The sequence below is a fragment of the Mycoplana rhizolycopersici genome (assembly GCF_013378445.1).
In the GTDB taxonomy this organism is placed as follows: Bacteria; Pseudomonadota; Alphaproteobacteria; order Rhizobiales; family Rhizobiaceae; genus Mycoplana; species Mycoplana rhizolycopersici.
In genome coordinates this window covers 243,706-269,655 of record NZ_JABXYK010000002.1, presented here as the reverse complement: position 1 = coordinate 269,655, position 25,950 = coordinate 243,706, and the positions used below count along the sequence as shown (strand labels likewise).

The following is a 25,950-nucleotide window of genomic DNA, read 5'->3' as shown; positions in this document are numbered from 1 at the left end:
ATTCGGCGCAAAACAAGGGGGCGTGGTCGCCATGCAGTATCCGGATCGCTCCAAACTCACGCAGCACGCACGCTGCGGCCAAGCCCATCGTAGAGATCGAGACAACGCTCGAACCACAGCGAGACCGGATCGTCGGCTGCGAGCACATCGGCACGCGAGGTGATGCGCAACCACTGGAGCGCGCCAAAGACAATATAATCGGCAAAAAGCGGTGCATCGCCGCCGATGAAGGGCTGAACCTTCAACATATGCCGAAGGGGCTCGAGCTTGCTGGAGAAGGCCTTGATTTCTTCGGACCGTGCCGCGACGAACGTCTCCAGCGGCATACCGAAGCGCGCTTCCCGGCTTTCGCGGAAATATTGCCTGTCTTCAGCATCCAGCATGTCGTGGATGTCCAGCAGCGCGATGCGGGTAACCGCCGGGTGCAGGGTGGTTTGCGACCATGCTTCGACAAAGCGCGCAAGCGCGCGTCCCGCCTCTCCCTTGAACAGGGATGGCCGATCCGGATAGGCTTCGTCCAGGTGAAGGGCGATGGCAAAACTGTCGATCACCAGGCGCTCGCCGTCGCGCAGCAGCGGCACCGTCTTCGTCGCACCGCCCTCCAGCTTCGGGATCTGCGTGAAGCCGACTGCTTCGACCTCATGCGGCAGCCCCTTGTGGGCAAGTGCCAGCTTGACCTTCCAGACATGAGGAGAAAACGGACGGGTGCGGTCGGTGCCGCTGAGAGCATAAAGCTTGAGGTTCATGATTGAGTCCCGGGAGCGTCCGCGCATCAATACCGAGGCGGCGCTGGAACTCAAATCAGAAAATTTCATCGGTGCCATCAGCAGCAGTGGCGAAAACGAGTGCTAGAGTCGTTGTCCGACTCCCAACGATACTGGAACTGGAAATGCTCGATCACTTCAAGACGTTCGCCGCATACAATGCATGGGCAAACCGGGCTATCTATGCAGAGGCCGCTGCCCTTTCCCCCTCCGCTTTCCGTGAGAACAGGGGCGCCTTCTTCGGCTCGATGCACGGAACGCTCAATCATATCCTGGCGGCGGACCGGATATGGATGGGTCGCTTCACCGGCACCGGCGACACCCCGGGCCGCCTCGACACCATCCTCCACGACGACGTCGAAAGCCTGCGGCAGGCGCGTATTGCCGAGGACCAGCGCATCATCGACTGGATCGCCTCCCTCGACGAGGAGAGCCTCGCCCGCGACATAACCTACAGCCCGCTCACCAATCCCGTTCCCGTCACCCACCAGCTGAGCCTTGGGCTGACCCATTTCTTCAACCACCAGACCCACCATCGCGGCCAGTGTCACACCATCCTCACCTCGATGGGCCGCCCGAGCATCGTGCTCGACCTGATCTATTTCGCCCGTAACGACAGCGGCCTGGTCAAGACCTGAACGACTGGCTTCAGGCCTTGTGCGATGCATCCCCGAAATAGTGCTGAAACACTTCGAGCCTATGCCTGATGCGAAACGCAGTGCGGCGCCCTGTTCCTGTTACCCAAGTGACAGGTGGACCTGTCGGCCGATGCAATAGTCCGACCACCGGGGACGACCTGAAAGGCGAATGCCTGGACACCGACAACCTGCCCCGGCGGAGTGAGGGAAGACATGGCAAGAACGAGCGAGGAATGGAGCGCGCTCCTGGGGAGCGCGCTGTCGAAGATGGCCCTGGTGCGCGGGACGGACAGTCCCGACGCCTATCTGCCCGACGACTGCTATCCGGTGATCGAGAAGGTCTTCGAGGTCGCGATGCAGGAGGCGCGCGCCGAAGGCTATGCGGCAGCGACGCGCGACATGCAGAAGGCCGCAGCCCAGCGCAGCAATCCATCCGAAGGCGGCATCATCCGGCAGTTGATCCGCTCCGTCCCGATGGTCCGCCTGTTCGCCTGAACGTTTCGCTGCAGTTTCGCACGTTGGAGGGCAGTGTCGCGTCTGGCGAAAACGATTCCGGAAACAGCCCTAAGCAACGGCTTCTTAAGGCTTATCAGCTAACGATTGTAAATGCCGGCTCCGATCTGGACCGGCGTTTTCGCGCGTTTTTACAGGCTGGTGAACCATGACCGCAAAGGCGAATGCACCGGATTGCCTCGCAAGATCGGCCGCCATACTGGCGAAGATCGCGCAATTGATGACGAAGCTGGAAATCCAGGCCATTCCGCGCAACTACGCCTTGCTGCACGAGGCCTTGACGGGAAGCAACACCGCGCTGGGCCGCGAGATCACCGCGCTCGGCAAGGCGCCGGCGCAGGACGCGCTTGATGCAATCGGCGTGCGGAACGGCCTGCCGGAGCACAATTCGCTCGTGCTCGGACACAGCGCGACCGACCTGATGCGCACGATCGCGGCGCTCGCTGCAGAAGCCGAAGGTGAACGGCAGAAGCGCGTCAACGCGATCACGCAGATGAACCAGATGATCGGCCGGCTGAAAGCGGATCCGGTGATGGCGATGTCGGATTTCGCCAGCCAGGCCGGCCTTCTGCTGTCGGCCGTGGAGAGCATGGTCGGCAGCGAGACCGCGCATTGCCAGCGCCTGGACACGCTCGTCGCGCGGCTCGAGAACGTGGCCGCGGGTGCCGCCGCCGCCGAGATCGCGCTCCTCCACGATCCGATCACCGGGCTTGCCAACCGGGCCGCCCTGATGAACCGGCTTGCCGCCGCCTACGACGCCGAGGAGAATGCCGGCGGCGCGCTTCTGCTGATGCGCGTGGACCGGCTGAAGAGCCTGTCGGACAGCCATTTCGCCGGCGCCAGCGAGGATGCGCTTAAGCAGATCGCCACCATCTTCCGCAAGTCGATCAAGAAGCTCGACTATGTGGCCCGGGTCGGCGGCGACGGCTTTGCTTTCCTGTTCGACAGGGTCGATCGCGACAGCGTGGTCTCCATCGCCGAACGAATCCGCCAGCGCCTCGAACTGGAGGCTTTCCGCATCTCCGGGCGCGACTACCTGCCGGGTACGCTGTCGCTCACCGTTGGCGCCGCGCTGACGGAGGACGCGCAAAATTCCGGCGAGCTCTACCGGCTCGCCATGCTGGCGCTGGAAGCCGCCAACGAAAGCGGCACCTGCGTCTATTCCGTGGAACTTACCGAGCGTGCCGGCCGAGCCTACCGTCGCGACGTCGCCTGAGGCAGCCATCCCGGGGCGCACCGCTTGCCCGATGCGAAGAGTGCCGGCATCGCAGGCAGCACCTCTTGCACTGCGGCGGGGTCGCACCCTATAGACGCCAGTCATGATCACGATTTCCGGCCTCTCCGCCCGCATCGCCGGGCGCCTGCTTCTCGACAACGCCTCCGTTTCGCTGCCCTCGGGCACCAAGGCGGGGCTCGTCGGCCGCAATGGCGCCGGCAAATCCACGCTCTTCCGCATCATCACCGGAGACTTTTCCTCCGAGGCCGGTTCGGTCTCGCTGCCGAAGAACGCGCGCATCGGACAGGTGGCGCAGGAAGCGCCGGGCACGGACGAACCGCTGATCGAGATCGTGCTCGCCGCCGACAAGGAGCGCGCAGCTCTGCTGAAGGAAGCGGAGACTGCGACCGATCCCCACAGGATCGCCGAGATCCAGACGCGGCTTTCCGACATCGGCGCCCATTCCGCGCAGGCGCGTGCCGCCAGCATCCTTGCCGGCCTCGGCTTCGACCATGAGGCCCAGCAGCGTCCGGCAAGAAGCTTTTCCGGCGGCTGGCGGATGCGCGTGGCGCTCGCGGCCGTCCTCTTTTCCGAGCCGGACCTGCTGCTTCTCGACGAGCCGACCAACTATCTCGACCTCGAAGGCACGTTGTGGCTGGAGGACTATGTGCGGCGCTATCCGCACACCGTGCTCATCATCAGCCACGACCGCGACCTGCTCAACACCGCCGTCAACGCGATCGTCCATCTCGACCAGAAGAAGCTGACCTTCTACCGCGGCGGCTACGACCAGTTCGAGCGGCAGAAGGCCGAAGCCGACGAGTTGCAGATGAAGGCGAAGGCGAAGAACGAGGCCGCGCGAAAACACCTGCAGAGCTTCATCGACCGCTTCAAGGCCAAGGCCACCAAGGCGCGCCAGGCGCAGAGCCGCGTCAAGGCGCTGGAGCGGATGGGTACGGTCGCAGCCGTGATCGAGGACCACGTGCAGGGCTTCACCTTTCCCGAGCCGGAAAAGCAGCCCGCCTCGCCCATCGTCTCCATCTCCGGCGGCGCCGTCGGCTATGTGCCGGGCCAGCCGATCCTGAAGCGGATGAACCTCCGGATCGACAACGACGACCGCATCGCCCTGCTCGGCTCGAACGGCAACGGCAAGTCGACCTTCGCCAAGTTCATCTCCGGCAAGCTTGCAGCCGAGAGCGGCGAGGTGAAGACGGCGCCGGGACTGAAGATCGGCTTCTTCGCCCAGCACCAGCTGGACGACCTGGTGCCGACCCAGAGTGCCGTCGAGCACGTGCGTCGGCTGATGGCGGACGCACCCGAAGCCAAAGTGCGCGCGCGCGTCGCCCAGATGGGGCTTGCCACCGAAAAGATGGATACCCCGGCAAAGGACCTCTCCGGCGGCGAGAAGGCGCGGCTTCTGATGGGGCTTGCTGCCTTCGACGCGCCGAACCTCCTGATCCTCGACGAACCGACCAACCACCTCGACATCGACAGCCGCCGCGCGCTGATCGAGGCCCTGAACGACTATCCCGGCGCCGTCATCCTGATCTCGCACGATCGCCACCTGATCGAGGCGACCGTCGACCGGCTGTGGCTGGTCAAGGACGGCACGGTGGCGAGTTTCGACGGCGACCTGGAAGAATACCGGACCCTGATCGTCGGCGGCGCGAAGCCGAAGGAAGAGAAGGCGCGTCCCGTTCCCGGCGACGAAGGTCTCTCCAAGGCCGACCAGCGCAAGGCCAATGCCGACCGCCGCGCCTCTCTTGCACCGCTCCGGAAGAAGATCAACGAAATCGAATCGTTGACGGGAAAGCTTGAGAAGCAGATTCAGGTGCTCGACGGCGAACTGGCCGACCCTCTGCTCTATGAGAAAAACCCGGCCAGAGCTGCGCAGAAGGCCAAGGAGCGTGCGGACGCGGCCGCAAAGCTGGCTGCGGCCGAGGAGCAATGGCTGGAGCTGTCTTCTGAGTACGAGGAAGCGATGGCGGGCTGAGTCCTGCTTTCGCGGCCGCGAAGGCAACCGCCCGGTACCGCGGCAGGGACGATGCCGCGACGACCGCATGACGAAAGAAGCCACCCCTCACCCTCCCCACACGGGGAAGGATTAACCGGGCCTACCCGCAAAGCACCAGGAGGGCAAACGGTGGTCTGTCCCCCTTTGTTGCAGAGATGGCCGGCAGGCCGGAGGGGGACTTGCCGGAAGCGATCGTCCGGGGCGAAGCATGACCGCTGATTTTGCCCGGCAAAACGGGAAACGCCTAAAAAACATGCAGATAGCCGATTTCGGGGCTCTTAGACCAAAGTCGTATTCGCGCTCGCCCGGGGATTGGGGCCGGCGCGCTTGAATAGGCCTTCCCGACATGGTTAGGTCTGCGACGGAAACCAAGGGGCTGGGAGGCCCCTGCAATTGGGAGGATATTAATGGATCGTCGTTCATTCATGAGAAAGGCCGGGGCGACCGGCGTGGGCGCTGCAGCGGCCGCAGCACTTGCCGCGCCCGCCATCGCGCAGACCAATCCGAAAATCAACTGGCGCCTCGCCTCTTCGTTCCCCAAGTCCCTCGACACGATCTATGGCGGCGCGGAAACGCTGTCGAAGTATCTTTCCGAAGCGACCGACGGCAATTTCCAGATTCAGGTCTTCGCTGCGGGTGAGATCGTTCCGGGCCTGCAGGCTGCCGATGCGGCCGCCGCCGGCACCGTCGAGGCCTGCCACACGGTTTCCTATTACTACTGGGGCAAGGACCCGGTCTGGGCGCTGGGTGCGGCCGTGCCCTTCGCGCTCAACGCCCGCGGCATGAACGCCTGGCAGTATCATGGCGGCGGCATTGACCTCTTCAACGAGTTCATGGCCACGCAGAGCCTGGTCGCGCTCCCCTGCGGCAACACGGGCGTGCAGATGGGCGGCTGGTTCCGCAAGGAAATCAAGACCGTCGCCGACCTGCAGGGCCTGAAGATGCGCATCGGCGGCTTCGCGGGCAAGATCGTCGAACGCCTCGGCGTCGTGCCGCAGCAGATCGCCGGCGGCGACATCTACCCGGCGCTCGAAAAAGGCACGATCGACGCTGCCGAATGGACCACGCCTTACGACGACGAGAAGCTCGGCTTCTACAAGGTCGCGCCCTACTACTACTATCCCGGCTTCTGGGAAGGCGGCCCGACCGTGCATGCGATGTTCAACAAGGCCGCTTTTGAAGGGCTGCCGAAGAACTACCAGTCGCTGCTGCGCACCGCCTGCCAGGCGGCAGACGCCAACATGCTGCAGAAGTATGACTGGCTGAACCCGCCGGCGATCAAGCGCCTCGTCGCCGCCGGCGCCAAGCTAGCACCTTTCTCGGCGGAAATCCTGTCGGCCTGCTTCGACAAGTCGAACGAGGTCTATTCCGAGATCGAGGCCTCCAACCCGACCTTCAAGAAGATCTGGGATTCGATCAAGGCGTTCCGCGGCGAATACTACCTCAACGCCCAGATCGCCGAATACAACTACGACACCTTCATGATGATCCAGCAGCGGGGCGGCAAGCTTTAAGGCTTCATAACCCTCGATCATTTCCCAAGGCGACGTGGAATGGTCACCGGCAACACGGAGCGCCGCCCGCAACGAAAATGATGCGGGCGGCGCCTTGCGTTTAAAAGATCCGCGAGTGACGATTGCCCGCGCCCGTGCCAGAGGTCGATGCCTCGATCATGCATCAGGAGGATGCTGCGATGTCAGACGGAAGCAAGGTCGTGATCCTGGGGCCTGGAGGCGGCAGGCGTTACGACATGGGCGCCATTCAGGCGATCTTCAAAGCGGACGGCCCGGAAACACAAGGTGGCTTCGCCATCTCGGAGTGGTGGCTGGACGCCCGTCACGAAGGGCCCGGTGCACACAAGCACGACGACAACGACGAGATCTTCTACGTGCTGGAGGGTACCGCCAGCATCCTTGCAGGGGACACCTGGCACCATCTGGCGAAGGGATCGTGCTGCGTCATACCCCGCGGGACGATGCACGATTTCCGCAAAGAGAGCACCGAGCGCATGGGATTGCTGAACGTCTTCATCCCCGGTCCCTTCGAGGAAATGATGGCGTCCATCGTCGACTGGTATCGCGACAATCCGGCGAAGCGGCTGGACTGAACAATCTCGACCGCAGGCGGCGGGCGCCTCCCACGAATGGAAAGGGCGGCCAAGGCGGCCGCCCTCCTCGATGATCGTATCCGCGTCAATTGAACGAGGGCGGCTGGCTGAGGTCGTTGGCCGGCGGGGTCGGCGGCTGGCCACCGTTCTGGCCACCGCCCGGTGCGGCTGGCGGCTGGTCGAGCGGGCTTCCGCCGGGAAGCTGCAGGCCGCCGGGCAAGCCGAGCCCGCCGTCCTGCCCGAGCCCCTGCCCACCGAAGCCCGGCACATCGATGGTGATCGTCGAGGGATCGACTGTGGACGCATCGCCCTTGTAGTGCATGACCATCTGCGGGAACATGATCGTCAGCGCCACCATCACGAGCTGGATGCAGACGAACGGCACGGCACCCCAATAGATCTGCCCGGTCGTCACCGGCGCGATCTTCTTGCCGGTGATCTTGTCGATATACGGCACCTTGGCCGCCACCGAGCGCAGGAAGAACAGGGCAAAGCCGAAGGGCGGATGCATGAAGCTCGTCTGCATGTTGATGCCCAGCAGCACCCCGAACCAGATCAGGTCGATCCCCAGCTTGTCGGCCGCCGGCGCCAGAAGCGGCACGATGATGAAGGCCAGCTCGAAGAAGTCGAGGAAGAACGCCAGGAAGAACACCAGGATGTTGACGGCGATCAGGAAGCCCGTCTCCCCGCCCGGCAACGAGACCAGCAGATGCTCGACCCAGAGGTGGCCGTTGACCCCGTAGAAGGTGAGCGAGAAGACGCGCGCCCCGATCAGGATGAACAGCACGAAGGACGACAGCCTCGTCGTCGCGGCGAGCGCCTGCCGGATCACGTCGAGGTTCAGCCGCCCCTTCGCCGCCGCCAGGAACAGGGCGCCGACGGCACCCATCGCACCGCCTTCGGTGGGCGTCGCGATGCCGAGGAAGATCGTTCCGAGCACGAGGAAGATCAGCGCCAGCGGCGGGATCAGCACGATGATGACCTGCTGGGCCAGCCGCGACATGACGTTGACCTTCAGGCTCTTGTCGAGCAGCGCGACCACGTAGATGAAGATCACGCCGACCGTGCCGCCGAGAATATCGGCGTTCTCGCCATGCGTCGGATAGAGAAAGACGTGCGCGCCATAGGCGATCGCAGCCGCCACCACGAGTGCGACCGCAAGCGAGGTGACGCCGGAACCCAGCGAGCGCGCCTCCAGCGGCAGGGCGGGCATCGACTCCGGCCGGACGATCGACATCAGCATGATGTAGCCGGTGTAAAGGCCGGTCAGCACGAGGCCGGGGATCAGCGCGCCGGCATACATGTCGCCGACGGAGCGACCGAGCTGATCGGCCAGAACGATCAGCACGAGCGACGGCGGGATGATCTGGGCCAGCGTACCGGAAGCGGCAATGACGCCGGAGGCAACACGCCGGTCATAGCCGTAGCGCAGCATGATCGGCAGCGAGATCAGGCCCATGGCGATGACCGATGCGGCCACGACGCCGGTGGTGGCCGCCAGCAGCGCGCCGACGAAGATCACCGCATAGGCAAGGCCGCCGCGAATCGGACCGAAGAGCTGGCCGATCGTGTCGAGCAGGTCCTCGGCCATGCCGGATTTCTCCAGCACGATGCCCATGAAGGTGAAGAACGGTATCGCCAGCAGCGTCTCGTTCGACATCACCCCCCAGAACCGGTCCGGCAGCGCGTTCAGCAACGGCCAGGAGAGATTGATCGAATCCGACAGCGGCGCCAGCTCGACACCGATGATGAAGAAGAGCAGGCCGTTTGCCGCCAGCGAGAACGCCACGGGGTATCCCAGGAGCAGGAACACCACGAGCGAGACGAACATGATCGGCGCGAGGTTGTCCGCAATGAACTCGATCATGCCCGCCCCTCCTCGGAACCGCTCTCTTCCAGAGCCTGATGGGTCGGCTCATAGGGTGTCGGATCGTCCATGTCTCCGCGGATGATCGCCACCTTCTTGATGATCTCGGAAACGCCCTGCGCGCCGAGGAGCAGGAAGCCTGCCAGCAAAATCGCCTTGGCCGGCCAGAGAATCAGGCCGCCGGCGCTCGAAGAGCCCTCGCCCGAGCGGTAGGACATGCTGACATAGGGGATGAAGTAGTAGATCATCAGCAGCACGAACGGCATCAGGAAGAAGCAGTGGCCGAACAGGTCGATGAAGTGCTGCTTCCGGCGCGAAAACTTGCCGTAGACGATGTCGATGCGAATGTGCTCGTTCTGCGCCAGCGTGTAGGCCGCGGCCAGCATGAAGGCGCCGCCGAACAGATACCACTGCGCTTCCAGCCATGCGTTCGAAGAGATGTTGAACATCTTCCGCACCACCGCATTGCCGGCACTCACGAGCACCGCGACGAGAATCAGCCAGGACACCGCCTTGCCGATCTTTTCCGTAACAATATCAATAATTCGGCTTAGGCCGAGCAGCGCTCCCATCGCGTTCCTCCCCGCAAGGCATTGTTGTTTCGTTGTCTGCCATGCACAGCCAGAGTGCCCATTTCAAGCGGGGTTTCAAGCGCAAAGCCCGGTTTTCCCAGCCCGAGAGACCGCATTAGACGAAAGGTGAATGCCCCCGCGGCAGGATTGCACAAGGGATAGGCAGAGTGACAAAAGTCGGCCTTGCCGCCGCCACGCATTCTGCTACAACACGCCCAATTATCATACAAATCGAGCGAACCACCATGTCCCCGATCCATCTCGCCATCGTCGGCGTCGGCAAGATCGCCCGCGACCAGCACCTCCCCTCGATCGCCAGGAACCCCGACTTCCAGCTCGTCGCGGCCGCCAGCCGTCACGGCACGGTCGATGGCATCGACAACTTCACCTCCATCGAGGAGATGCTGGAGAAAGTGCCGGGCATCGAAGCCGTATCGCTCTGCATGCCACCGCAGCATCGATACGATGCCGCATACAAGGCACTCACCGCCGGCAAGCACGTCTTCATGGAAAAGCCGCCGGGAGCGACGCTAAGCGAGGTCGAGGACCTGCAGGCACTGGCAGACAGGAAGGGACTGTCGCTCTTTGCCAGCTGGCATTCGCGCTATGCCCCGGCCGTCGAAGCGGCCAAGGCCTTCCTTGCCTCCACGACGATCCGCTCGATGAAGGTGATCTGGAAGGAGGACGTCCGCCACTGGCACCCGAACCAGGAGTGGATCTGGCAGGCCGGCGGGCTCGGCGTCTTCGATCCCGGCATCAATGCGCTGTCAATCGTGACCCACATCCTGCCGAAGCCGGTATTCATCGCCAAGGCGACCCTCGAGTTTCCTGAAAACCGCGACGCCCCGATCGCAGCCGATATCACCTTCACCGATGCCGACGGCCTCGACCTTTCCGCCGAATTCGACTGGCGCCAGACCGGCAAGCAGAGCTGGGACATCGTCGCCGACACCGAGGCCGGCCAGATGATGCTTTCGGAAGGCGGAGCGAAGCTCTCGATCGACGGCGTGCTGAAGCACGAGGAGCCGGAGCAGGAATATCCGATGCTCTACAAGCGCTTTGCCGAGATCGTGCACGCCGGCAAGTCGGACGTCGATCTCGCGCCGCTGCGCCACGTCGCCGATGCCTTCATGCTGGGACGGCGCAAGTTCGTGGACGCGTTCCACGACTGAGGTCGTCTTGTATTACGCCTGCGCCGGCTTCTTCCGGGCTCGGCCGGAGCCGGCGTTCAGCGCGATGGCGGCGCGGATGAGCGCCTCCAACGCCGCTTCGTCAATCCCGTCGCCCTCCTGAAAATCAATGGCGCGGCGGGTGTTGCCCTCCAGGCTGGCGTTGAACAGGCCCGTGGGATCCTCGAGCGCAGCCCCCTTGGCGAAGGTCATCTTCACCACGTTCTTGTAAGTCTCGCCGGTGCAGATGATGCCGGCATGCGACCACACCGGGACGCCGCGCCACTTCCACTCTTCCACGATATCGGGATCGGCCTGCAGGATGATGCTGCGAAGCTTCGCGAGCATTGCACCCCGCCAGTCACCCAGTTCCGCGATCCTTGCGTCGATCAGTTCGGAGGGTGTTTTGCCGTCTTCCGTCATAGCGCTCTTCTTCATGCTGACGCCGCCTTTCCATGGCTGGAAACATTGCTACATCCGCTCGCCCGGCAGGCGGCTTGCCTGCCCCACCCAGTCGGCGAACTGGTCTTCGTCGAACTGGTCGTCTTCGCGAATATCGAGATAGCGCACTTCCTTCTGCTTCGACGTGCCCGGCGGAAGCGGATGGAGCGAAGTGCCGCGGAAGAATGCAACTTTCACGTATTTCGCGAAACAATGGAGGCTGAGGAACCATCCGTCTCCCTTCACCCCGTAAAAGGGCGAGTTCCATTTCACAGCCTTGCGCACACCGGGCACCGTCTGCGTGATGATGGCGTCGATCCGGCGGCCGAGATCGCTCTTCCAGCCCGGCATGGCAGCGATATAGGCCTGAACGGGCGCGTCACCCTCGCCCTTGGCGATCTGCGGGTTGCCGCCGGACAAGAGGACCGGCTGGCTGTCCGACACAGCCCCGTTCCCGTCCGCGACTGGGCCGGCAGCCTTGCCTCCGCCGTTCTGCACCGGCTTTTTGACCTTGGCGGGTTTTCCTGCAGTCTTGACCGGCTTACCGGTAGATTGCGTCATCGAAATCCTCCTCTCGCAGACGGACAGCCGTCTTCCGACGAAGCCCGCGGCCGACTGCCCTCCTGCAACCGGCAGATGTCCGGCAAAATAGCGTTCGGTCGCAGGACATCCAGTTTTTTTGACGGACCATCCGGCTGCGTCGGATCGACGACGCGCTCATTTCAAGCCCTGCCGCGACGGCCTGGCTAGGCCTTCTTGACCCAGCGTCCGTCGTTGTTCTGCTGCCAGTAGGTCAATTGGTGGCCCTCGCCCTTCAGCCGCTTCCAATGCTCGCGCGCGGCATCGAGTTCGGGCTGGTCGTGGCCGTCGAACATGAAGATGACGCGATCGTAGCCGTCGAGCGGCGGCGGTACGGCGCCGTCGACCAGAAAGCGCACGGTCGCGGCATTCGCATTGTCGGGACCGTTCGTCAGCAGCACCGGCTGGTCGGCGGCATTGGGCTGATCGTCGGTGCCGTGCGGCAGGAAGCTTTCCTCGCGATACGTCCACAGATGGGTGTCGAGTGCGTCGCGCCGTTCGGCCGTGCCGGTCTGGACGACGACCCGCCAGCCGCGCTCGAGGCTCTTGTCGAGCAGCGGCGGCAGGGCGTCCTCCAGTTTCGATTCGGTCAGGTGGTAGAACAGGATCTCGCTCAAAGCGATCAGCTCTCGTACTGCGTCCGCACCAGTTCATCGAGCAGCCGCACGCCGAAGCCCGAGCCCCAGGACTGGTTGATCTCGTCGGTCGGCGACCCCATGGCGGTGCCGGCGATGTCGAGATGGGCCCAGGGCGTGTCCTTGACGAAGCGATGCAGGAACTGGGCTGCTGTGATCGAACCTGCATAGCGGCCGCCGGTGTTCTTCATGTCGGCGAACTTGCTGTCGATCATCTTGTCGTATTCCTTGCCGAGCGGCAGGCGCCAGACCCGCTCGTTGGTGGCAATGCCGGCCGCCGTCAGCCGTGCGGCCAGCGTGTCGTCGTTGGAGAACAGGCCGGCGTGATGGCTGCCGAGCGCCACCATGACGGCGCCCGTCAGCGTCGCAAGGTCGATCATGAATTGCGGCTTGAAGCGATCGTTGCAGTACCAGAGCGCGTCGCAGAGCACGAGGCGCCCCTCGGCGTCCGTATTGATCACCTCGATCGTCTGGCCAGACATCGAGGTGACGATGTCGCCGGGACGCTGGGCGTTGCCGTCCGGCATGTTCTCGACCAGGCCGAGGATGCCGACGGCGTTGACCTTGGCCTTGCGTGCGGCCAGCGTGTGCATCAGGCCGATGACGGCGGCGGCACCGCCCATGTCGCCCTTCATGTCCTCCATGCCGGCCGCCGGCTTGATCGAGATGCCGCCGGTATCGAAGACGACGCCCTTGCCGACGAAGGCCACCGGCTTGTCCTTCGGCTTGCCGCCCTTCCACTGCATGATGGCAAGACGCGGCGGACGCGCGGAGCCCTGCGCGACCCCGAGAAGGGCCTCCATGCCGAGCTTCTTCATTTCGCGTTCGGTGAGGATTTCCACATCCACGCCGAGCTTTTCCAGCGCCTTCGCCTTTTCGGCGAATTCGACGGGACCCAGCACGTTAGCCGGCTCGTTGACGAGATCGCGCGCCAGGAGCACACCGCCGGCGACCGCCTCGCTGTCCTCAAAGGCCTTCTTCGCTGCCGAAGCGGCCGCGGTGACGATCGAAACCTTGATCGACTTCTTGCCGTTCGACTTCTGCTCGTCGTCGTCCTTCTTCGTCTTGTAGGTATCGAAGCGATAGGCGCCCAGCAAAAGGCCAAGGGCGAAATCGGCCGCCGCCTGGCCAGCGACATCGACGCCTTCCGCATCGAGATAGACCGCGACCGAATCGGCGTTGCCGATCTTGCCCGACGCGGAGCCGCCCGCCTTCAGCCAGTCATTGGCCGTCAGCTTCTCGGGATCGCCGAGGCCCAGAAGGACGATGCGATCGAACGGCGAGCCGTGCGGGGCGACAACATCGAGGCTCTTCAGCGCCTTGCCCTTGAAGCGCCCGACTTCGGCAGCCCGCGGCAGCACGCCGGCCGGATCGACCTCGGAAGGCGCGCCGATCACACCTGGCGCCTGCAGGACGATCGCAGTGCCGCCGGCGGGCTTGAGCGCCTTTACGAAAGTGACATCGAACTTCTGGGACATGGTCTACTCCAAGGGTATGCAATCGGCCGCACCGTTCGCGGGCGACCTGAATCCACAGGTTGCGCGGTTGACTGTCGGCAATTCCTTGTCGCTTTTGCGGCGCTTGGCAAGATGCCGCCCTCGGTTTAAAACCGGACCAGTAGATTTGTTCGCGGCAAATTTCCGTGGCATAGGGCCGTTCCGGTCTGGTGTCGGCCGGATGAAGACTTATATGGGCTCGAACGTTTTCGCATCGGTGGACCGATCGGCTGCGACCGGACGACTATAGACAACAGAAACGGGACTCCGGTTCGGAACAGACATGAAGCTGATTGAACGCTACATCCTGCGTCGCACGTCGCTGATGTTCTTCGGCACGCTGCTGCCGCTGCTCGGTATCGTCTGGACGACGCAGGCGCTGACCAACGTCAACCTGGTGACCGACAGCGGCCAGTCGATGTTGGCGTTTCTGAAGCTCGCCACGCTCATCCTGCCTTCCGTCATTCCGATTATCCTCCCCTTCGCCTTCGTCATCGGCGTCGCCCAGACGCTGACGGCGATGAATGCCGATTCCGAGCTCACCGTCCTGAATGCGGCCGGCAGTTCGCGCATGATGATCATCCGCCCGATCATCTATCTGGGCGTCGGCCTCAGCGTCGTTTCCTTCGTCGTCGACAACTTCGTGGAACCCTATTCGCGCACGGCCGTGCGCCAGATGATCGCCACGGCGCATGCCGACATGCTCTCCTCGGTCATCCAGGAAAACGCCTTCCGCAAGGTGACGGACGGGCTCTATGTCCAGGTTTCCCGGCGCAAGGGCGGCGGCGTGCTCGAAGGCCTGTTCGTGGCCGACACCCGCGACCCGAAGGTGGAATACGTCTACTATGCCCGCGAAGGCGCCATCGACGAGAAGACCTCGGCGCTGGTGATGAACGACGGCGAGGTGCACCGGAAGCTTCCGAACGGGGACGTCTCGGTCATCAAGTTCGATTCCTATGCCTTCGACCTGGCCGACCTGACCGAGCGCGCCGGCGAAGCGACCATCCGCGCCAAGGATCGCGACCTGCCCTTCCTGCTGAACCCCGATCCGAACGACGAGCAGGTCAAACGCAATCCGGGCGCGTTCACCGCCGAACTACACCGCCGCTTCACCGAATGGACGCTGCCGCTGATCTTCGGACTGGTCGCGCTCGTCGCCAGCGTCGATGCCCGGTCGCATCGCGAGGCGCGCGTCCATCCCATGGTCACCTCGCTGCTCGTGGCGCTCGCGATCCGCTGGGCGATGTTCTATGCGGCGAGCGCTTCGGAAACGTCCTACTACGCCATCCCGTTCCTCTATCTGATCCCGGTCGGCGTGGCAGCGCTGGCGATACGCCAGCTCTCACGCCACAAGAGCCTTGAATTGCCGGCCTCGTTGCGCGCGCGGCTGATGGATCTGCGAGACAGCCTCATGGCGCGCCTGTCCGGCCGCTCCGGGGCCGCGTCCACGAGCCACGGACAACAGCAATGATCCCCACCCTCGGCCTCTATTTCTTCCGCCGCTACATGGTGACGACGATCTGGTTCATGATCGGAATCTTCGCGCTCGTCTTCATCATCGACTTCAGCGAGACGTCCAGCCGCATGGGTGGGCTGCCGAAATACACGGCCCTCAGCGGATTGCTGATGACGGTGCTGCGCATTCCGATGATCCTGATGCAGACGATTCCCTTCGTCGCACTCTTTGCCGGCATGGCCGCGCTGATCTCGCTGAACCGCCGCTACGAACTCGTCGTCACCCGTGCCGCCGGCGTATCGGTCTGGCAGTTCCTGCGGCCGTTCGCCATCGGCGCCTTCCTGTTCGGGGTCCTCGCGGTGACCGTCCTCAACCCGATCGCGGCCTGGGGGACGCGCCAGTCGCAGGTGCTGGAAGCCGAGTGGGGCTCCAACCGCAAGTCTTCGAGCACAGGCATACCGTGGATCCGCCAGCGTCACGACGGCGACGATGCGATCATCGGGGCGAAGGCCGTCGAGGACGGTGGAACGCGGCTGCTGAACGTCAGCATCATCCATTTCGACAAGGACGGGCACATCAGTTTTCGACAGGACGCCGAATCGGCAATCCTGAAAGATGGTTACTGGGAGCTTAACAAGGTACTGGAGACCCGCAACGGCGAGTTGCCCAAGCGTTCCCCTTCGGCACAACTGGAGACCAATCTGAGACAGGAGTTCGTCCAGGAGAGCCTCGAAAAACCTGATTCCATTTCGTTTTTCGCACTGCCACGAAAGATCGAGGCGGCAAAGTCGTTCGGTTTCGCTACCGAGCCGCTCGAAACGCAGTTTCATTCGATGCTTTCGCTGCCGCTTCTTCTGGTTGCAATGACGCTGATCGCTGCTAGCGTCTCGTTAAAATTTAGCAGGTTTAATCAATCACGTGCGGTGATTCTGGGTGGCATACTCGCCGGCTTCATGCTTTATGTCGTCACCGTGCTTGTGAAAGCATTCGGAAGCAGTGGAATAGTCCCACCGTTTGTTGCGGCCTGGCTGCCAGTTGTCGTAGCAATGTCGCTGGGTGCAACAATCCTTCTGCACCAGGAGGACGGCTAGTGGCGGCAGGCAACCGCGAACGTAAGACTTGGATCGCGACCGCGCTGCTTGCCGGTGTCGCCTTGTGCGCGCTTGCGCCCATGGCCTCGCTGCCTGCCCGTGCGCAGTCGGCGACGGTCGATTCGCTCGCACCCAACATTCCGCCGGATGCGAAGCTGATTCTGGCCGCCAACGAACTGGTCTACAATCGCGACAGCGACACGGTGACGGCGCGAGGCGCGGTCCAGATCAACTATGGCGGTTACCAGCTCGTCGCCAAGCAGGTCATCTATGACCAGACGACCGGCCAGCTCAAGGCGACCGGCGACATCGAGTTCATCGAACCGACCGGCAACCGCGTCTACGCGCAGGAACTCAATCTCTCCGACGATTTCGCCAACGGCTTTGCCAACGCGCTGCGGATCGAGACGACCGACCTGACGAAGATCGCCGCGACCAGCGGCGAGCGCGTAAACGGCGAGGAAATGATCCTAAACAACGGCGTCTACACGGCCTGCACGCCGTGCGCGACGGACCCGACGCATCGCTCGCTGTGGCAGATCAAGGCCGAGCGCGTGGTCCAGAACGGCCGCACCCATACCGTGCGCCTGGAGCATGCCCGCTTCGAGATGTTCGGCAAGCCGATCGCCTACTTCCCGATGCTCGAGGTTCCCGACCACACGGTGAAGCGGAAGACGGGCGTTCTGTTCCCGAAATTCAGCTATACGCAGAAGCTCGGTCTCGGCATCGGCGTGCCCTACTACATCGCCATCGCCCCGGACATGGACGCGACGATCACGCCGAACGTCTATACGCGGCAGGGCTTCCTGATGGAGGGCGAGTTCCGCAAGCAGTTCCACAGCGGTCTTGTCACGTTGCGCGCGGCCGGCATCCAACAGATGCGTCCAGAGGTCTTCACCGACGGCACCAGCGACCGCGAGGTCGACGGGCGCGCCATGATCGCGTCTGTGGGCACGTTCCAGATCAATCCGCGCTGGGCCTTCGGCTGGGAAGTGATGACCCAGACGGACAACAACTTCTCGCGTACCTATGACCTATCGGGATACGACGACCGTATCATCCGCAACCAAGTCTACCTGAACGGTATCGGACGCCGGAATTATCTCGACCTGCGCGCCTTCTATTTCGACGTGCAGGACGCCGATCCCAATGACGTCGCCGAGCGCCAGCAGGCAATTCCACAGACGCTCGACTACGAATACATCGCACCGAATCCGGTGTTCGGCGGACAGCTGGCCGCCACGGTGAACCTCACCAACGTCGAGCGCGACCGTCTCGACCGCTATTTCATGGGCTCCTCCTGGCGTTTCCCCGGCCTCGATGGCGGCACGTCGCGCCTCACCGCGGAACTCGAATGGAAGCGCCAGTACGTCATGCCCGGCGGGCTCGTCTTCACGCCGCTGCTGGCAGCGCGCGGTGACGCCCTGCGCCTCGACATGACCGATCCGGGTTCGCGCTATGACGGCAACTTCGACACCGCAGACAGCGCCACGCGCGGCATGCTGACGGCGGGTCTGGAGACACGCTATCCGATCCTGGTGACGACCGATGGCGGCAGCCACGTGTTCGAACCGATGGCGCAGGTCTATGTCCGCCCCAACGAGCAACTGGCCGGCGGACTGCCGAACGAAGATGCACAAAGCTTCGTCTTCGACGCCACCAACCTGTTCGAGCGCGACAAGTTCTCCGGCTTCGACCGGATCGAAGGCGGCACGCGCGCCAATGTCGGCATCCGCTACACCGGAACGCTGGACAGCGGCTACACGATGCGCAGCGTCTTCGGCCAGTCCTACCAGCTTTCGGGCGAGAATTCGTTCGCCTCGGCGGACCTCGTCAATGCCGGCGCGAATTCGGGTCTGGAATACGACAGCTCCGACTATGTCGGCATGGCCGGACTGACGACCCCCGGCGGCTGGGCCCTCTCCTACAGCTCGCGCCTCGATCGCAAGGATCTGTCGCTGCGCCGTACCGATACGCGCGTGGGCTTCGAGAACTACCGCCTGCAGGCGGCGATGACCTACACCCGGATCGCCGCCCAGCCGCTCTACGGCTTCCCGGAAGACAACGACGAAGTCCAGACCATCGCCGCTCTCAAGTTCCGCGATTACTGGTCGGTCTTCGGCTCGGTGACTTACGACATCAACAACAACAATCTCGCGCGCAGCGGCGTCGGCCTGACCTATGACGACCGCGACACGATTTTCTCGATCGTCTACGAGAATACGCGCGACACCGGCTCGACAATCGCCAACGACTGGTCGATCGGCGCCCGCCTCAGCTTCAGAACGCTCGGCGACATCAATGTGGGCGATACGACCCTCGACGGTTTCGACGACTACTGAGGCAGCCTTTCGCTCTCCGGGCTTGTCATCGTTTGGCCGCATGTATTATGCAAATGGCTGATTTGAGGGCGTAATTCGTTAGGGCTGCCGCCGAGAGGCGTTGCGCGCGCATAAGAAGATGCCGCAGACGCGTCCGGGCAACGCCCGGTTCATCCGCTTCAAGCCCGATTGCCGGGCAATGCGGAAAAGACGGAAAGGGATGGAAATGACCAGAAAGATGTCGTTGATGCGGGCGATCGCTCTTGGCACCGCTATTTTTGTGGGCTCCGTCGCGTCGGGAGTGCCTATCGTCTCTCCGGCCGTCGCCGCAACCGGCGTCGAGGCAGTCGTCAACGGCACGGCCATCACATCGGGCGACGTCCAGCGCCGCATGGCATTCCTGCGCCTGCAAAAGTCCAAGGCCACCAAGGATATCGCACGCGAACAGCTTATCGACGAAACGCTGAAGCGTTCCGAGATTGCCAGGCTGCGCATGTCCGTCAGCACGTCCGACGTCGATGCCTCCTATGCGCGTTTCGCCTCCGGCAACAAGCTGACCACCGACCAACTCGGCCAGATCCTCGACCGCGCCGGCGTCGGCGCCGACCACTTCAAGCAGTACATCGCCGTGCAGATGAGCTGGCCGCGTGTCGTCAACGCACGATATGGCAATTCCGCGGGCGGCAAGTCGCTCGTGGAACGCATGCAGGAGCGCGGCGGCGACAAGCCGTCGACGACCGAATACTTCCTGCAGCAGGTCATCTTCGTCGTTCCCGCATCGCGCCGCAACGCCATCATCGGCAAGCGCAAGGCGGAGGCCGAGGCCTCGCGCTCCAAATATCCCGGCTGTGAGGACGCCAAGATCTTCGCCGCGACGATGCACGACGTCTCCATTCGCGAGCTGGGCCGGGTGCTTGCACCGCAGTTGCCCGAAGACTGGAAGCCGCTGATCGAGAAGGCTAAGGGCAACACCACCGAGACGCGCGTCACCGAACGCGGCGTGGAATATCTCGGAATCTGCAAGACGCGCCAGGTCAACGACGACATGGCCGCCGAAATGGTGTTCCGCGCCGAGGAGCTCGGCAAGGGTGGCGACAAGCCGGATGACGGCAACAGCAAGAAGTATGTGGATGAACTGCGCAGCAAGGCGCAGATCACGATGCGCTGACCGCGCTCCGCCGCCGGCGCGCCGCGCCGGCTCTTCTCCCGCCATAGAAATGCCATTCCATGACCGTTGCGACCGTCCCCCCGCTGGCCCTTACCATGGGCGACCCGTCCGGGATCGGACTGGACGTCACGCTCGACCTTTGGCTTGAGCGCGTCCGGCTGGACCTGCCCGCCTTCCTGTTCATCGGCGACGGCGAGGCGCTTCTGGCGCGCGCTGCCGCACGCGGGCTGGACGTTGCAGTCGCCGCAGCGACGCCGGAGACGGCGGCCACGGTTTTCGACGAGGCGATCCCCGTCTATTCCGTCCCGCTCGTCGAGCCGGCCATCGCCGGAAAGGCGTCCTCGAAGAATGCGGGCGCGATCATCGCTGCGATCGAGACGGCCGTCACGCTGACGATGTCGGGACGCACTTCGGCGGTGGTGACCAATCCGATTGCCAAGGCCGTCCTCTACGATTCCGGCTTCCCCTTCCCCGGCCACACCGAATATCTGGCCGACCTGGCCGCCAGGGCAACCGGCAAGCAGGCGCTGCCGGTCATGCTGCTGGCAGGACCGAAACTCAGAAGCGTGCCCGTCACGATCCATATCCCGCTGAAGGACGTGCCTGCCGCGCTGACGGAGGATCTCGTCTTCGAGACTGCGCTGGTGACGGCGAGGGATCTGAAGCAGCGCTTCGGCATTGCCGCACCGAGGCTGGCGGTCGCCGGCCTCAATCCCCATGCCGGCGAAGGCGGCGCCCTCGGCCTCGAGGACACAGCGATCGTGGCGCCGGCGATCGAGCGGCTCAAGGAACTGGGCATCGATGCCGTCGGGCCGCTGCCGGCCGACACGATGTTCCACGAGGCCGCGCGTGCGACCTACGACGTTGCGATCTGCATGTATCACGATCAGGCCCTGATACCCGCCAAGGCGCTGGGCTTCGACGATTCTGTCAATGTGACGCTCGGGCTGCCGTTCATCCGCACCTCGCCCGACCACGGCACGGCTTTCTCGCTGGCCGGCACCGGCCAGGCCAAGCCGGACAGCCTGCTCGCGGCACTTCGCCTTGCTCACGAGCTGGCGCTGCACGAACGGGGCGGTAACTGATGGCGGCGATCGACGGGCTTCCGCCGCTACGCGACGTCATTCAGCGCCACGGGCTCGATGCGAAGAAGTCGCTCGGGCAGAACTTCCTCCTCGACCTCAACCTGACGCAGAAGATCGCGCGCACGGCCGGGCCGCTGGAAGACTGTACCGTGATCGAGGTCGGCCCCGGCCCCGGTGGGCTGACGCGCGCCATTCTCTCGCTCGGCGCCAAGCACGTCATCGCGATCGAACGCGACGCGCGTGCCTTGCCAGCGCTGCAGGAGATTTCGGACCATTATCCGGGCCGGCTCACCGTCATCGAGGGCGATGCGCTGAAAGTCGACTTCACAGCACTGGTGCCGGCAGGTGAGCCGGTCCGCATCATCGCCAACCTGCCCTACAACGTCGGTACGCAGCTGTTGCTGAACTGGCTGCTGCCGAAGGACTGGCCGCCCTTCTACAAGTCGCTGACGCTGATGTTCCAGCGCGAGGTGGGCCTGCGCATCGTGGCCAGCGAGGACGACGATCACTATGGACGGCTCGGCGTGCTCACAGGCTGGCGCACGCACGCGCGGATGGCGTTCGACGTTCCACCCCAGGCATTCGTCCCGGCGCCGAAAGTCACTTCGTCCGTCGTTCATCTGGAACCGATCGAAAATCCGCTCGCCTGTGCTGCGCCCGCGTTGGAGAAGGTGACGCACGCGGCCTTCGGCCAGCGCCGCAAGATGCTGCGGCAAAGCCTGAAGCCGCTCGGCGGCGAGGCGCTGCTCGCAAAGGTCGGGATCGATCCGCAACGACGGGCGGAAACGCTTTCTGTCGAAGAGTTCGTGGCACTCGCAAACGCGCTCTGACCGCCGGTACCAGCCACCTGCCACTGCCGGTGCAGCCAAGACATCAATTCGCCATGTTCCGGTCGCGCCATTTCTGTCCTACCGAGGGAGCGGCCAATGCAACCTGACACCGTTGCCTTCGACCAGAAGAAGCGGATCGCGTCCCTGTGGCTGCTCTCCGCATCCTCTCTCGCGGCCATCGTCCTGATCAGGCCATACTGGCAGGATGGCCCCGTCCATGAGTTCATAGAGGTCAGCGGCCTGATGCTGATCTTCCTTGCGATCCTCGGCCGGCTCTGGAGCATTCTCTATATCGGCGCCCACAAGAACCGGAAGCTCGTCGACATCGGCCCATATTCGATGACACGCAATCCACTCTACCTCTCCTCGCTCGCGGGCATTCTCGGCGTGGGCCTGATCTCCGGTTCGCTGATCCTGGCCGTTTCGATGGCCTTCGCCTTCTATCTGGTGTTCAAGTACACGGCCTTGCGCGAAGCCGCGTTTCTGGAGCATCTTTTCGGGGCAGCCTATCGTGACTATGCGAAGAAGACGCCGCTGTTCCTGCCGCGCCTATCACTCTACCGAACGGCGACAGGCGTCCGCTTCTCGCAGAAGGCGCTGACGAGCACGTTCCGGGACAGCCTGTTCCTGCTGGCGCTGTTTCCATTCCTCGAAGGCATCGAATACCTGAGGATGAACGGCCATCTGCCGATCCTCGCGACAATGTTTTGAAAGGCTGGAGCGCCGGCCTCAGAGGACCGGCTGTTCCGTCAGCAGTTTCGAGACAAAGTCGAACATGCCGTGGCGGCGGTCGCGGCGCAGGCGCTCCGCCTTGACGATGCTCTGCACCGCATCGAAGGCGGCCGTCAGATCGTCGTTGAGGATGACGTAGTCGTATTCATGCCAGTGCTCGATCTCGGCCCGCGAATTGGCCAGCCGTGTCGCGATCACTTCCTCGGTGTCTTCCGCCCGCCTGTGCAGGCGCGACTGCAGCTCGGTCATCGACGGCGGCAGGATGAAGATCGAGACGACATCGGCGGCCATCTTTTCCTGCAGCTGCTGTGCGCCCTGCCAGTCGATATCGAACAGCATGTCGCGACCGGCAGCCATCGCCTCCTCCACCGGCTTGCGCGGCGTGCCGTAGAAATTGCCGTGCACTTCCGCCCATTCGAGCAGAGCATCGGAATCGCGCAGCATGTCGAATTCGGCGCGGTCGATGAAGTGGTAATGGCGGCCGGCGATCTCACTCGGGCGGCGCTGGCGGGTCGTGACGCTGATCGACAGGCTGATGCCGGAATCGGCTTCCAGCAGGTTGCGAGCGATCGTCGACTTGCCGGCGCCGGACGGCGAGGAAATCACCAGCATCAGCCCGCGCCGGGCGATCTGGATCGGTTGGTTCTGCTGCGGCGCGGCCATGGTCTACTCCAAATTCTGTATCTGCTCGCGGAACTGGTCGATGACGACTTTCAGTTCGATCCCCGCGGCGGTGACGGCCGCCGCGTTCGACTTCGAGCATATGGTATTCGCTTCCCGGTTAAATTCCTGTGCAAGAAAGTCGAGCTTCCGCCCGACCGGCTGGTCGGCCAAGAGCAATTGCTCGGCGGCCCGCACATGCGCCTCAAGGCGATCGATCTCCTCGCGCAGGTCGGCCTTGGTGGCCAGCAATACGGCCTCCTGGTAGAGGCGGTCACGGTCCAGCCCGCCATTGCCCTGCATCAGCATTTGCACCTGCCCGGCCAGCCTCTCGGCAATCGCATCGATGCTGCGGCTGCGGTCCGCCTCGATCGCCGCGGCCAGAGCGGCGATCTTGCCAACATGGCCGCCAAGGACCTGCCGCAACGCATGGCCCTCGCCGAGCCGCATGGACAGCAGCCGTTCGATCGCAGCATCGAGGCCATCGGAGATATCCTGGTCGCGGCTTTCGCGCTCGGCCGCGCTCTCCTCCGCCTCGCGGAAGTCGACGACGCCGCGGACGCCGAGCAACGTATCCAGCCGCAACGGCGCCGAATCGACAATGCCTGAAAGTTGTTCGCGCAGGGACAGAATGGCGGAGAGGGCCGCCTGGTTGATAACCGGCTGTACCTGCGCCTCAACCACGGAGACCGACAAGCCGATCTGCATGTTGCCGCGGGTAAATGCCGCCGCCGCCTTCTGCCGCACCATCGGCTCGAATTGCTCGAAGCCCTGCGGGAGGCGGATACGCAGGTCGAGCCCCTTGCCGTTGACCGAGCGCAACTCCCACGCCCAGCGACAACGTCCGCTCGTTCCCTCGCTGCGCGCAAACCCGGTCATGGACTGAAGTGGCATTTCGATCTCCGCTCGCGAAGGGCTTCGGCGCCTCGGAATCAGCGGCGGCACCGTTTTCCCCTATATAGCCTGTTCCTGAAGGAAAAGCGTGGGCCTTGGCCGCGATAGGCACGGCCGAGGAACCGGCAGGGCACGCTGGGCGCCCCGCCTCGGTCATCACCCAACGTAGACGCGCTACTGGGCGCCAGCGCCGTCAGGCGTGCCGGCCTGGCCGGCTTCCTGCGCAGCCTTGGCGGCCTCGGCAGCCTTCTCCGCTTCCAGCTTGCGCCAGCGGCGGACATTGGCGTTGTGCTCGTCGAGTGTTTCGGCGAAGGCGTGACCGCCCGTGCCGTCGGCAACGAAGTAGAGGTCAGACGTCCGCGAGGGATTGGCAACCGCCTCAAGCGCCGCGCGACCGGGATTTGCGATCGGCGTCGGCGGCAAGCCGCGGATCACATAGGTGTTGTAGGGGGTCTGCTTCTCGATATCCGACTGCAGGATCGGACGGTCGGCCGGTTTGCCGTCACCACCGAAGATGCCGTAGATGATCGTCGGGTCGGACTGCAGGCGCATCTTCTTCTCGAGCCTGTTGATGAAGACGGATGCCACGCGCGGACGCTCGTCGGCCCTGCCCGTCTCCTTTTCCACGATCGAGGCAAGCGTCACCAGTTCCTCCGGCGAGGCGATCGGAAGGTCGTCGTCGCGCTTCTCCCAGATCTGCTGCACCAGCGCCTTCTGCGCCGCCAGCATCTGCTGGAGCACGTCGGCCCGCTTGGTGCCGCGCGAGAACTTGTAGGTGTCCGGCATCAGCGTGCCCTCCTGCGGCAGGTCACCGGGCAGGTCGCCTTCGAGAACCGGATCGTCGGTGAGGCGCTGGAACACCTGCTTGACGGTCAGGCCTTCAGGAACGGACACGCTGTAGAGAATCGACTTTCCGGACTGCAGCAACTCCAGGATGTCGTGCATCGAGGCCCCGGCACGAATTTCGTACTCGCCAGCCTTGAGGACAGCGTCCTTCAGGTAGATCCGGCTCATGCCACGGAAGACGCGGCTGTCGGTAATGATGTCGTTACGCTCCAGGCTGGAGGCGATCTCGTTGACGCCGGCGCCGTTGCGGACGATGAAGTTGGTGTTGGCCGCCAGCGGACCAGGCTTCTCGAAGCTGTCGAGCGCGTAATAGAAGATCGCGCCGGCCGCGATCGTGACGAACACGATGACGGTCATCAGGAAGTTCAGGAAGATCACAAGCTGGCTGCGGGCCTTGCGCGAGCGCCGCGGCGGACGCGGAACCTGCTCCGGCCGCAGGGCCTCGTTTGCGGACTTGGGGATGATCGGGCCCTTGCTGGCGTTGTCGCCACGACCGAAAGACATGTCAGCGGTTTCGTTGTTCTCGCTCACAGACACTCCTCGTATGAACTGGCCGTCATGGTCCGCTCCCCCGCCTGCCCGCCGCTGCCCGCAACGAAACCGCGGGATGGGGGCGTGCGCAAATTGTCATGGCCTGACTGTGCGGCCCGACTGCGCCCCCATGCCCAATGCGAACGCACATATCACTAGGGCAGACCAATACGGCAAAAACTGGATCGTATCCCGCCCCCAGGCGAGATCCGTCGTCATTCTCCGGCGCGCCGCTTGCGGCGCATTGGATTGTTTCGTCGGACTGCGTTCGACGCCGTGGGGCGGACACAAACCCGAACCGCCACCGGTGGTGGCGGTACACAGA

At 63.8% G+C, this 25,950-nt stretch carries 24 protein-coding genes; 14 read left to right on the top strand and 10 right to left on the bottom strand.

Annotated features, from left to right (window positions below; translation table 11 throughout):
* Nucleotides 1-56 precede the first annotated feature (56 nt).
* Nucleotides 57-746: a glutathione S-transferase family protein gene (locus tag HV823_RS03780; RefSeq protein WP_176948401.1), complete on the bottom strand. Its 690-nt coding sequence runs from the start codon at nt 744-746 to the stop codon at nt 57-59.
* A gap of 143 nt (nt 747-889) precedes the next feature.
* Here HV823_RS03780 and HV823_RS03775 point away from each other — a divergent pair, with 143 nt between their 5' ends.
* The 6 genes from HV823_RS03775 to HV823_RS03750 all read left to right on the top strand — a co-directional run bounded on the left by HV823_RS03775 (nt 890) and on the right by HV823_RS03750 (nt 7,252).
* The gene (locus HV823_RS03775; RefSeq protein WP_176948400.1) at nt 890-1,402 is read left to right on the top strand and encodes a DinB family protein; all 513 of its coding nucleotides are present in this window, start codon (nt 890-892) and stop codon (nt 1,400-1,402) included.
* Nucleotides 1,403-1,615: 213 nt separating this feature from the next.
* The gene (locus HV823_RS03770) at nt 1,616-1,897 is read left to right on the top strand and encodes a hypothetical protein (RefSeq protein ID WP_176948399.1); all 282 of its coding nucleotides are present in this window, start codon (nt 1,616-1,618) and stop codon (nt 1,895-1,897) included.
* Nucleotides 1,898-2,063: 166 nt separating this feature from the next.
* Nucleotides 2,064-3,131: a GGDEF domain-containing protein gene (locus HV823_RS03765; RefSeq protein WP_176948398.1), complete on the top strand. Its 1,068-nt coding sequence runs from the start codon at nt 2,064-2,066 to the stop codon at nt 3,129-3,131.
* 103 nt (nt 3,132-3,234) lie between these two features.
* On the top strand, nt 3,235-5,124 hold the full coding sequence (locus HV823_RS03760) for an ABC-F family ATP-binding cassette domain-containing protein (RefSeq protein WP_176948397.1): 1,890 nt from the start codon (nt 3,235-3,237) through the stop codon (nt 5,122-5,124).
* A gap of 428 nt (nt 5,125-5,552) precedes the next feature.
* On the top strand, nt 5,553-6,659 hold the full coding sequence (locus HV823_RS03755) for a TRAP transporter substrate-binding protein (RefSeq protein ID WP_176948396.1): 1,107 nt from the start codon (nt 5,553-5,555) through the stop codon (nt 6,657-6,659).
* A gap of 179 nt (nt 6,660-6,838) precedes the next feature.
* Nucleotides 6,839-7,252: a cupin domain-containing protein gene (locus HV823_RS03750; RefSeq protein WP_176948395.1), complete on the top strand. Its 414-nt coding sequence runs from the start codon at nt 6,839-6,841 to the stop codon at nt 7,250-7,252.
* A gap of 85 nt (nt 7,253-7,337) precedes the next feature.
* Here the strand turns inward: HV823_RS03750 and HV823_RS03745 are convergent, their stop codons facing one another.
* Nucleotides 7,338-9,119, bottom strand: coding sequence for a TRAP transporter large permease (locus tag HV823_RS03745; RefSeq protein WP_176948394.1), 1,782 nt, complete (start codon nt 9,117-9,119; stop codon nt 7,338-7,340).
* A complete protein-coding gene (locus HV823_RS03740; protein ID WP_176948393.1) occupies nt 9,116-9,691 on the bottom strand; it encodes a TRAP transporter small permease subunit in 576 nt (191 codons plus the stop codon). Before HV823_RS03740 ends, HV823_RS03745 begins: the two co-directional genes overlap by 4 nt.
* Nucleotides 9,692-9,936: 245 nt before the next feature.
* Between HV823_RS03740 and HV823_RS03735 the strand changes: the two genes are divergently transcribed.
* Nucleotides 9,937-10,863, top strand: a complete 927-nt coding sequence (locus HV823_RS03735; RefSeq protein ID WP_176948392.1) for a Gfo/Idh/MocA family protein — start codon at nt 9,937-9,939, stop codon at nt 10,861-10,863.
* 12 nt (nt 10,864-10,875) lie between these two features.
* Here HV823_RS03735 and HV823_RS03730 read toward each other — a convergent pair whose 3' ends face one another.
* The 4 genes from HV823_RS03730 to HV823_RS03715 all read right to left on the bottom strand — a co-directional run bounded on the left by HV823_RS03730 (nt 10,876) and on the right by HV823_RS03715 (nt 13,993).
* A complete protein-coding gene (locus tag HV823_RS03730) occupies nt 10,876-11,298 on the bottom strand; it encodes a DUF1801 domain-containing protein (protein ID WP_176948391.1) in 423 nt (140 codons plus the stop codon).
* Between the two features lie 33 nt (nt 11,299-11,331).
* The gene (locus HV823_RS03725; protein WP_176948390.1) at nt 11,332-11,862 is read right to left on the bottom strand and encodes a DUF1801 domain-containing protein; all 531 of its coding nucleotides are present in this window, start codon (nt 11,860-11,862) and stop codon (nt 11,332-11,334) included.
* 185 nt (nt 11,863-12,047) lie between these two features.
* Nucleotides 12,048-12,497 carry a DNA polymerase III subunit chi gene (locus HV823_RS03720; RefSeq protein WP_176948389.1) on the bottom strand — a complete coding sequence of 150 codons (450 nt, stop codon included), beginning with the start codon at nt 12,495-12,497 and terminating at the stop codon, nt 12,048-12,050.
* 5 nt (nt 12,498-12,502) lie between these two features.
* A complete protein-coding gene (locus HV823_RS03715) occupies nt 12,503-13,993 on the bottom strand; it encodes a leucyl aminopeptidase (protein WP_176948388.1) in 1,491 nt (496 codons plus the stop codon).
* Between the two features lie 301 nt (nt 13,994-14,294).
* Here HV823_RS03715 and lptF point away from each other — a divergent pair, with 301 nt between their 5' ends.
* From lptF to HV823_RS03680, 7 genes are all read left to right on the top strand, one after another.
* Entirely contained in the window at nt 14,295-15,482 is a 1,188-nt protein-coding gene (gene lptF, locus HV823_RS03710; RefSeq protein ID WP_176948387.1) for an LPS export ABC transporter permease LptF, read from the top strand.
* On the top strand, nt 15,479-16,558 hold the full coding sequence (gene lptG / locus HV823_RS03705; RefSeq protein WP_176948386.1) for an LPS export ABC transporter permease LptG: 1,080 nt from the start codon (nt 15,479-15,481) through the stop codon (nt 16,556-16,558). Before lptF ends, lptG begins: the two co-directional genes overlap by 4 nt.
* Nucleotides 16,558-18,900: an LPS assembly protein LptD gene (locus HV823_RS03700; RefSeq protein ID WP_176948385.1), complete on the top strand. Its 2,343-nt coding sequence runs from the start codon at nt 16,558-16,560 to the stop codon at nt 18,898-18,900. The genes lptG and HV823_RS03700 overlap by 1 nt, the downstream gene beginning before the upstream one ends.
* 199 nt (nt 18,901-19,099) lie before the next feature.
* Nucleotides 19,100-20,047, top strand: a complete 948-nt coding sequence (locus HV823_RS03695) for a SurA N-terminal domain-containing protein (RefSeq protein ID WP_176948384.1) — start codon at nt 19,100-19,102, stop codon at nt 20,045-20,047.
* Between the two features lie 59 nt (nt 20,048-20,106).
* Nucleotides 20,107-21,132 carry a 4-hydroxythreonine-4-phosphate dehydrogenase PdxA gene (pdxA, locus tag HV823_RS03690; RefSeq protein ID WP_176948383.1) on the top strand — a complete coding sequence of 342 codons (1,026 nt, stop codon included), beginning with the start codon at nt 20,107-20,109 and terminating at the stop codon, nt 21,130-21,132.
* Complete coding sequence (gene rsmA, locus HV823_RS03685) at nt 21,132-21,962, top strand: 16S rRNA (adenine(1518)-N(6)/adenine(1519)-N(6))-dimethyltransferase RsmA (RefSeq protein WP_176948382.1); 831 nt, start codon at nt 21,132-21,134, stop codon at nt 21,960-21,962. Before pdxA ends, rsmA begins: the two co-directional genes overlap by 1 nt.
* Nucleotides 21,963-22,058: 96 nt before the next feature.
* On the top strand, nt 22,059-22,673 hold the full coding sequence (locus HV823_RS03680; RefSeq protein ID WP_176948381.1) for a methyltransferase family protein: 615 nt from the start codon (nt 22,059-22,061) through the stop codon (nt 22,671-22,673).
* An 18-nt stretch (nt 22,674-22,691) separates the two neighbouring features.
* On the opposite strand, the gene gmk is transcribed toward HV823_RS03680, so the two are convergent.
* From gmk to mltG, 3 genes are all read right to left on the bottom strand, one after another.
* Nucleotides 22,692-23,357 carry a guanylate kinase gene (gmk, locus tag HV823_RS03675; protein ID WP_097139119.1) on the bottom strand — a complete coding sequence of 222 codons (666 nt, stop codon included), beginning with the start codon at nt 23,355-23,357 and terminating at the stop codon, nt 22,692-22,694.
* A 3-nt stretch (nt 23,358-23,360) separates the two neighbouring features.
* Nucleotides 23,361-24,248: a YicC/YloC family endoribonuclease gene (locus tag HV823_RS03670; RefSeq protein ID WP_176948380.1), complete on the bottom strand. Its 888-nt coding sequence runs from the start codon at nt 24,246-24,248 to the stop codon at nt 23,361-23,363.
* A 174-nt stretch (nt 24,249-24,422) separates the two neighbouring features.
* Nucleotides 24,423-25,598 (bottom strand): endolytic transglycosylase MltG, encoded by a 1,176-nt coding sequence (mltG, locus tag HV823_RS03665; RefSeq protein WP_210270698.1) that lies wholly within the window; start codon nt 25,596-25,598, stop codon nt 24,423-24,425.
* Nucleotides 25,599-25,950: the final 352 nt, after the last annotated feature.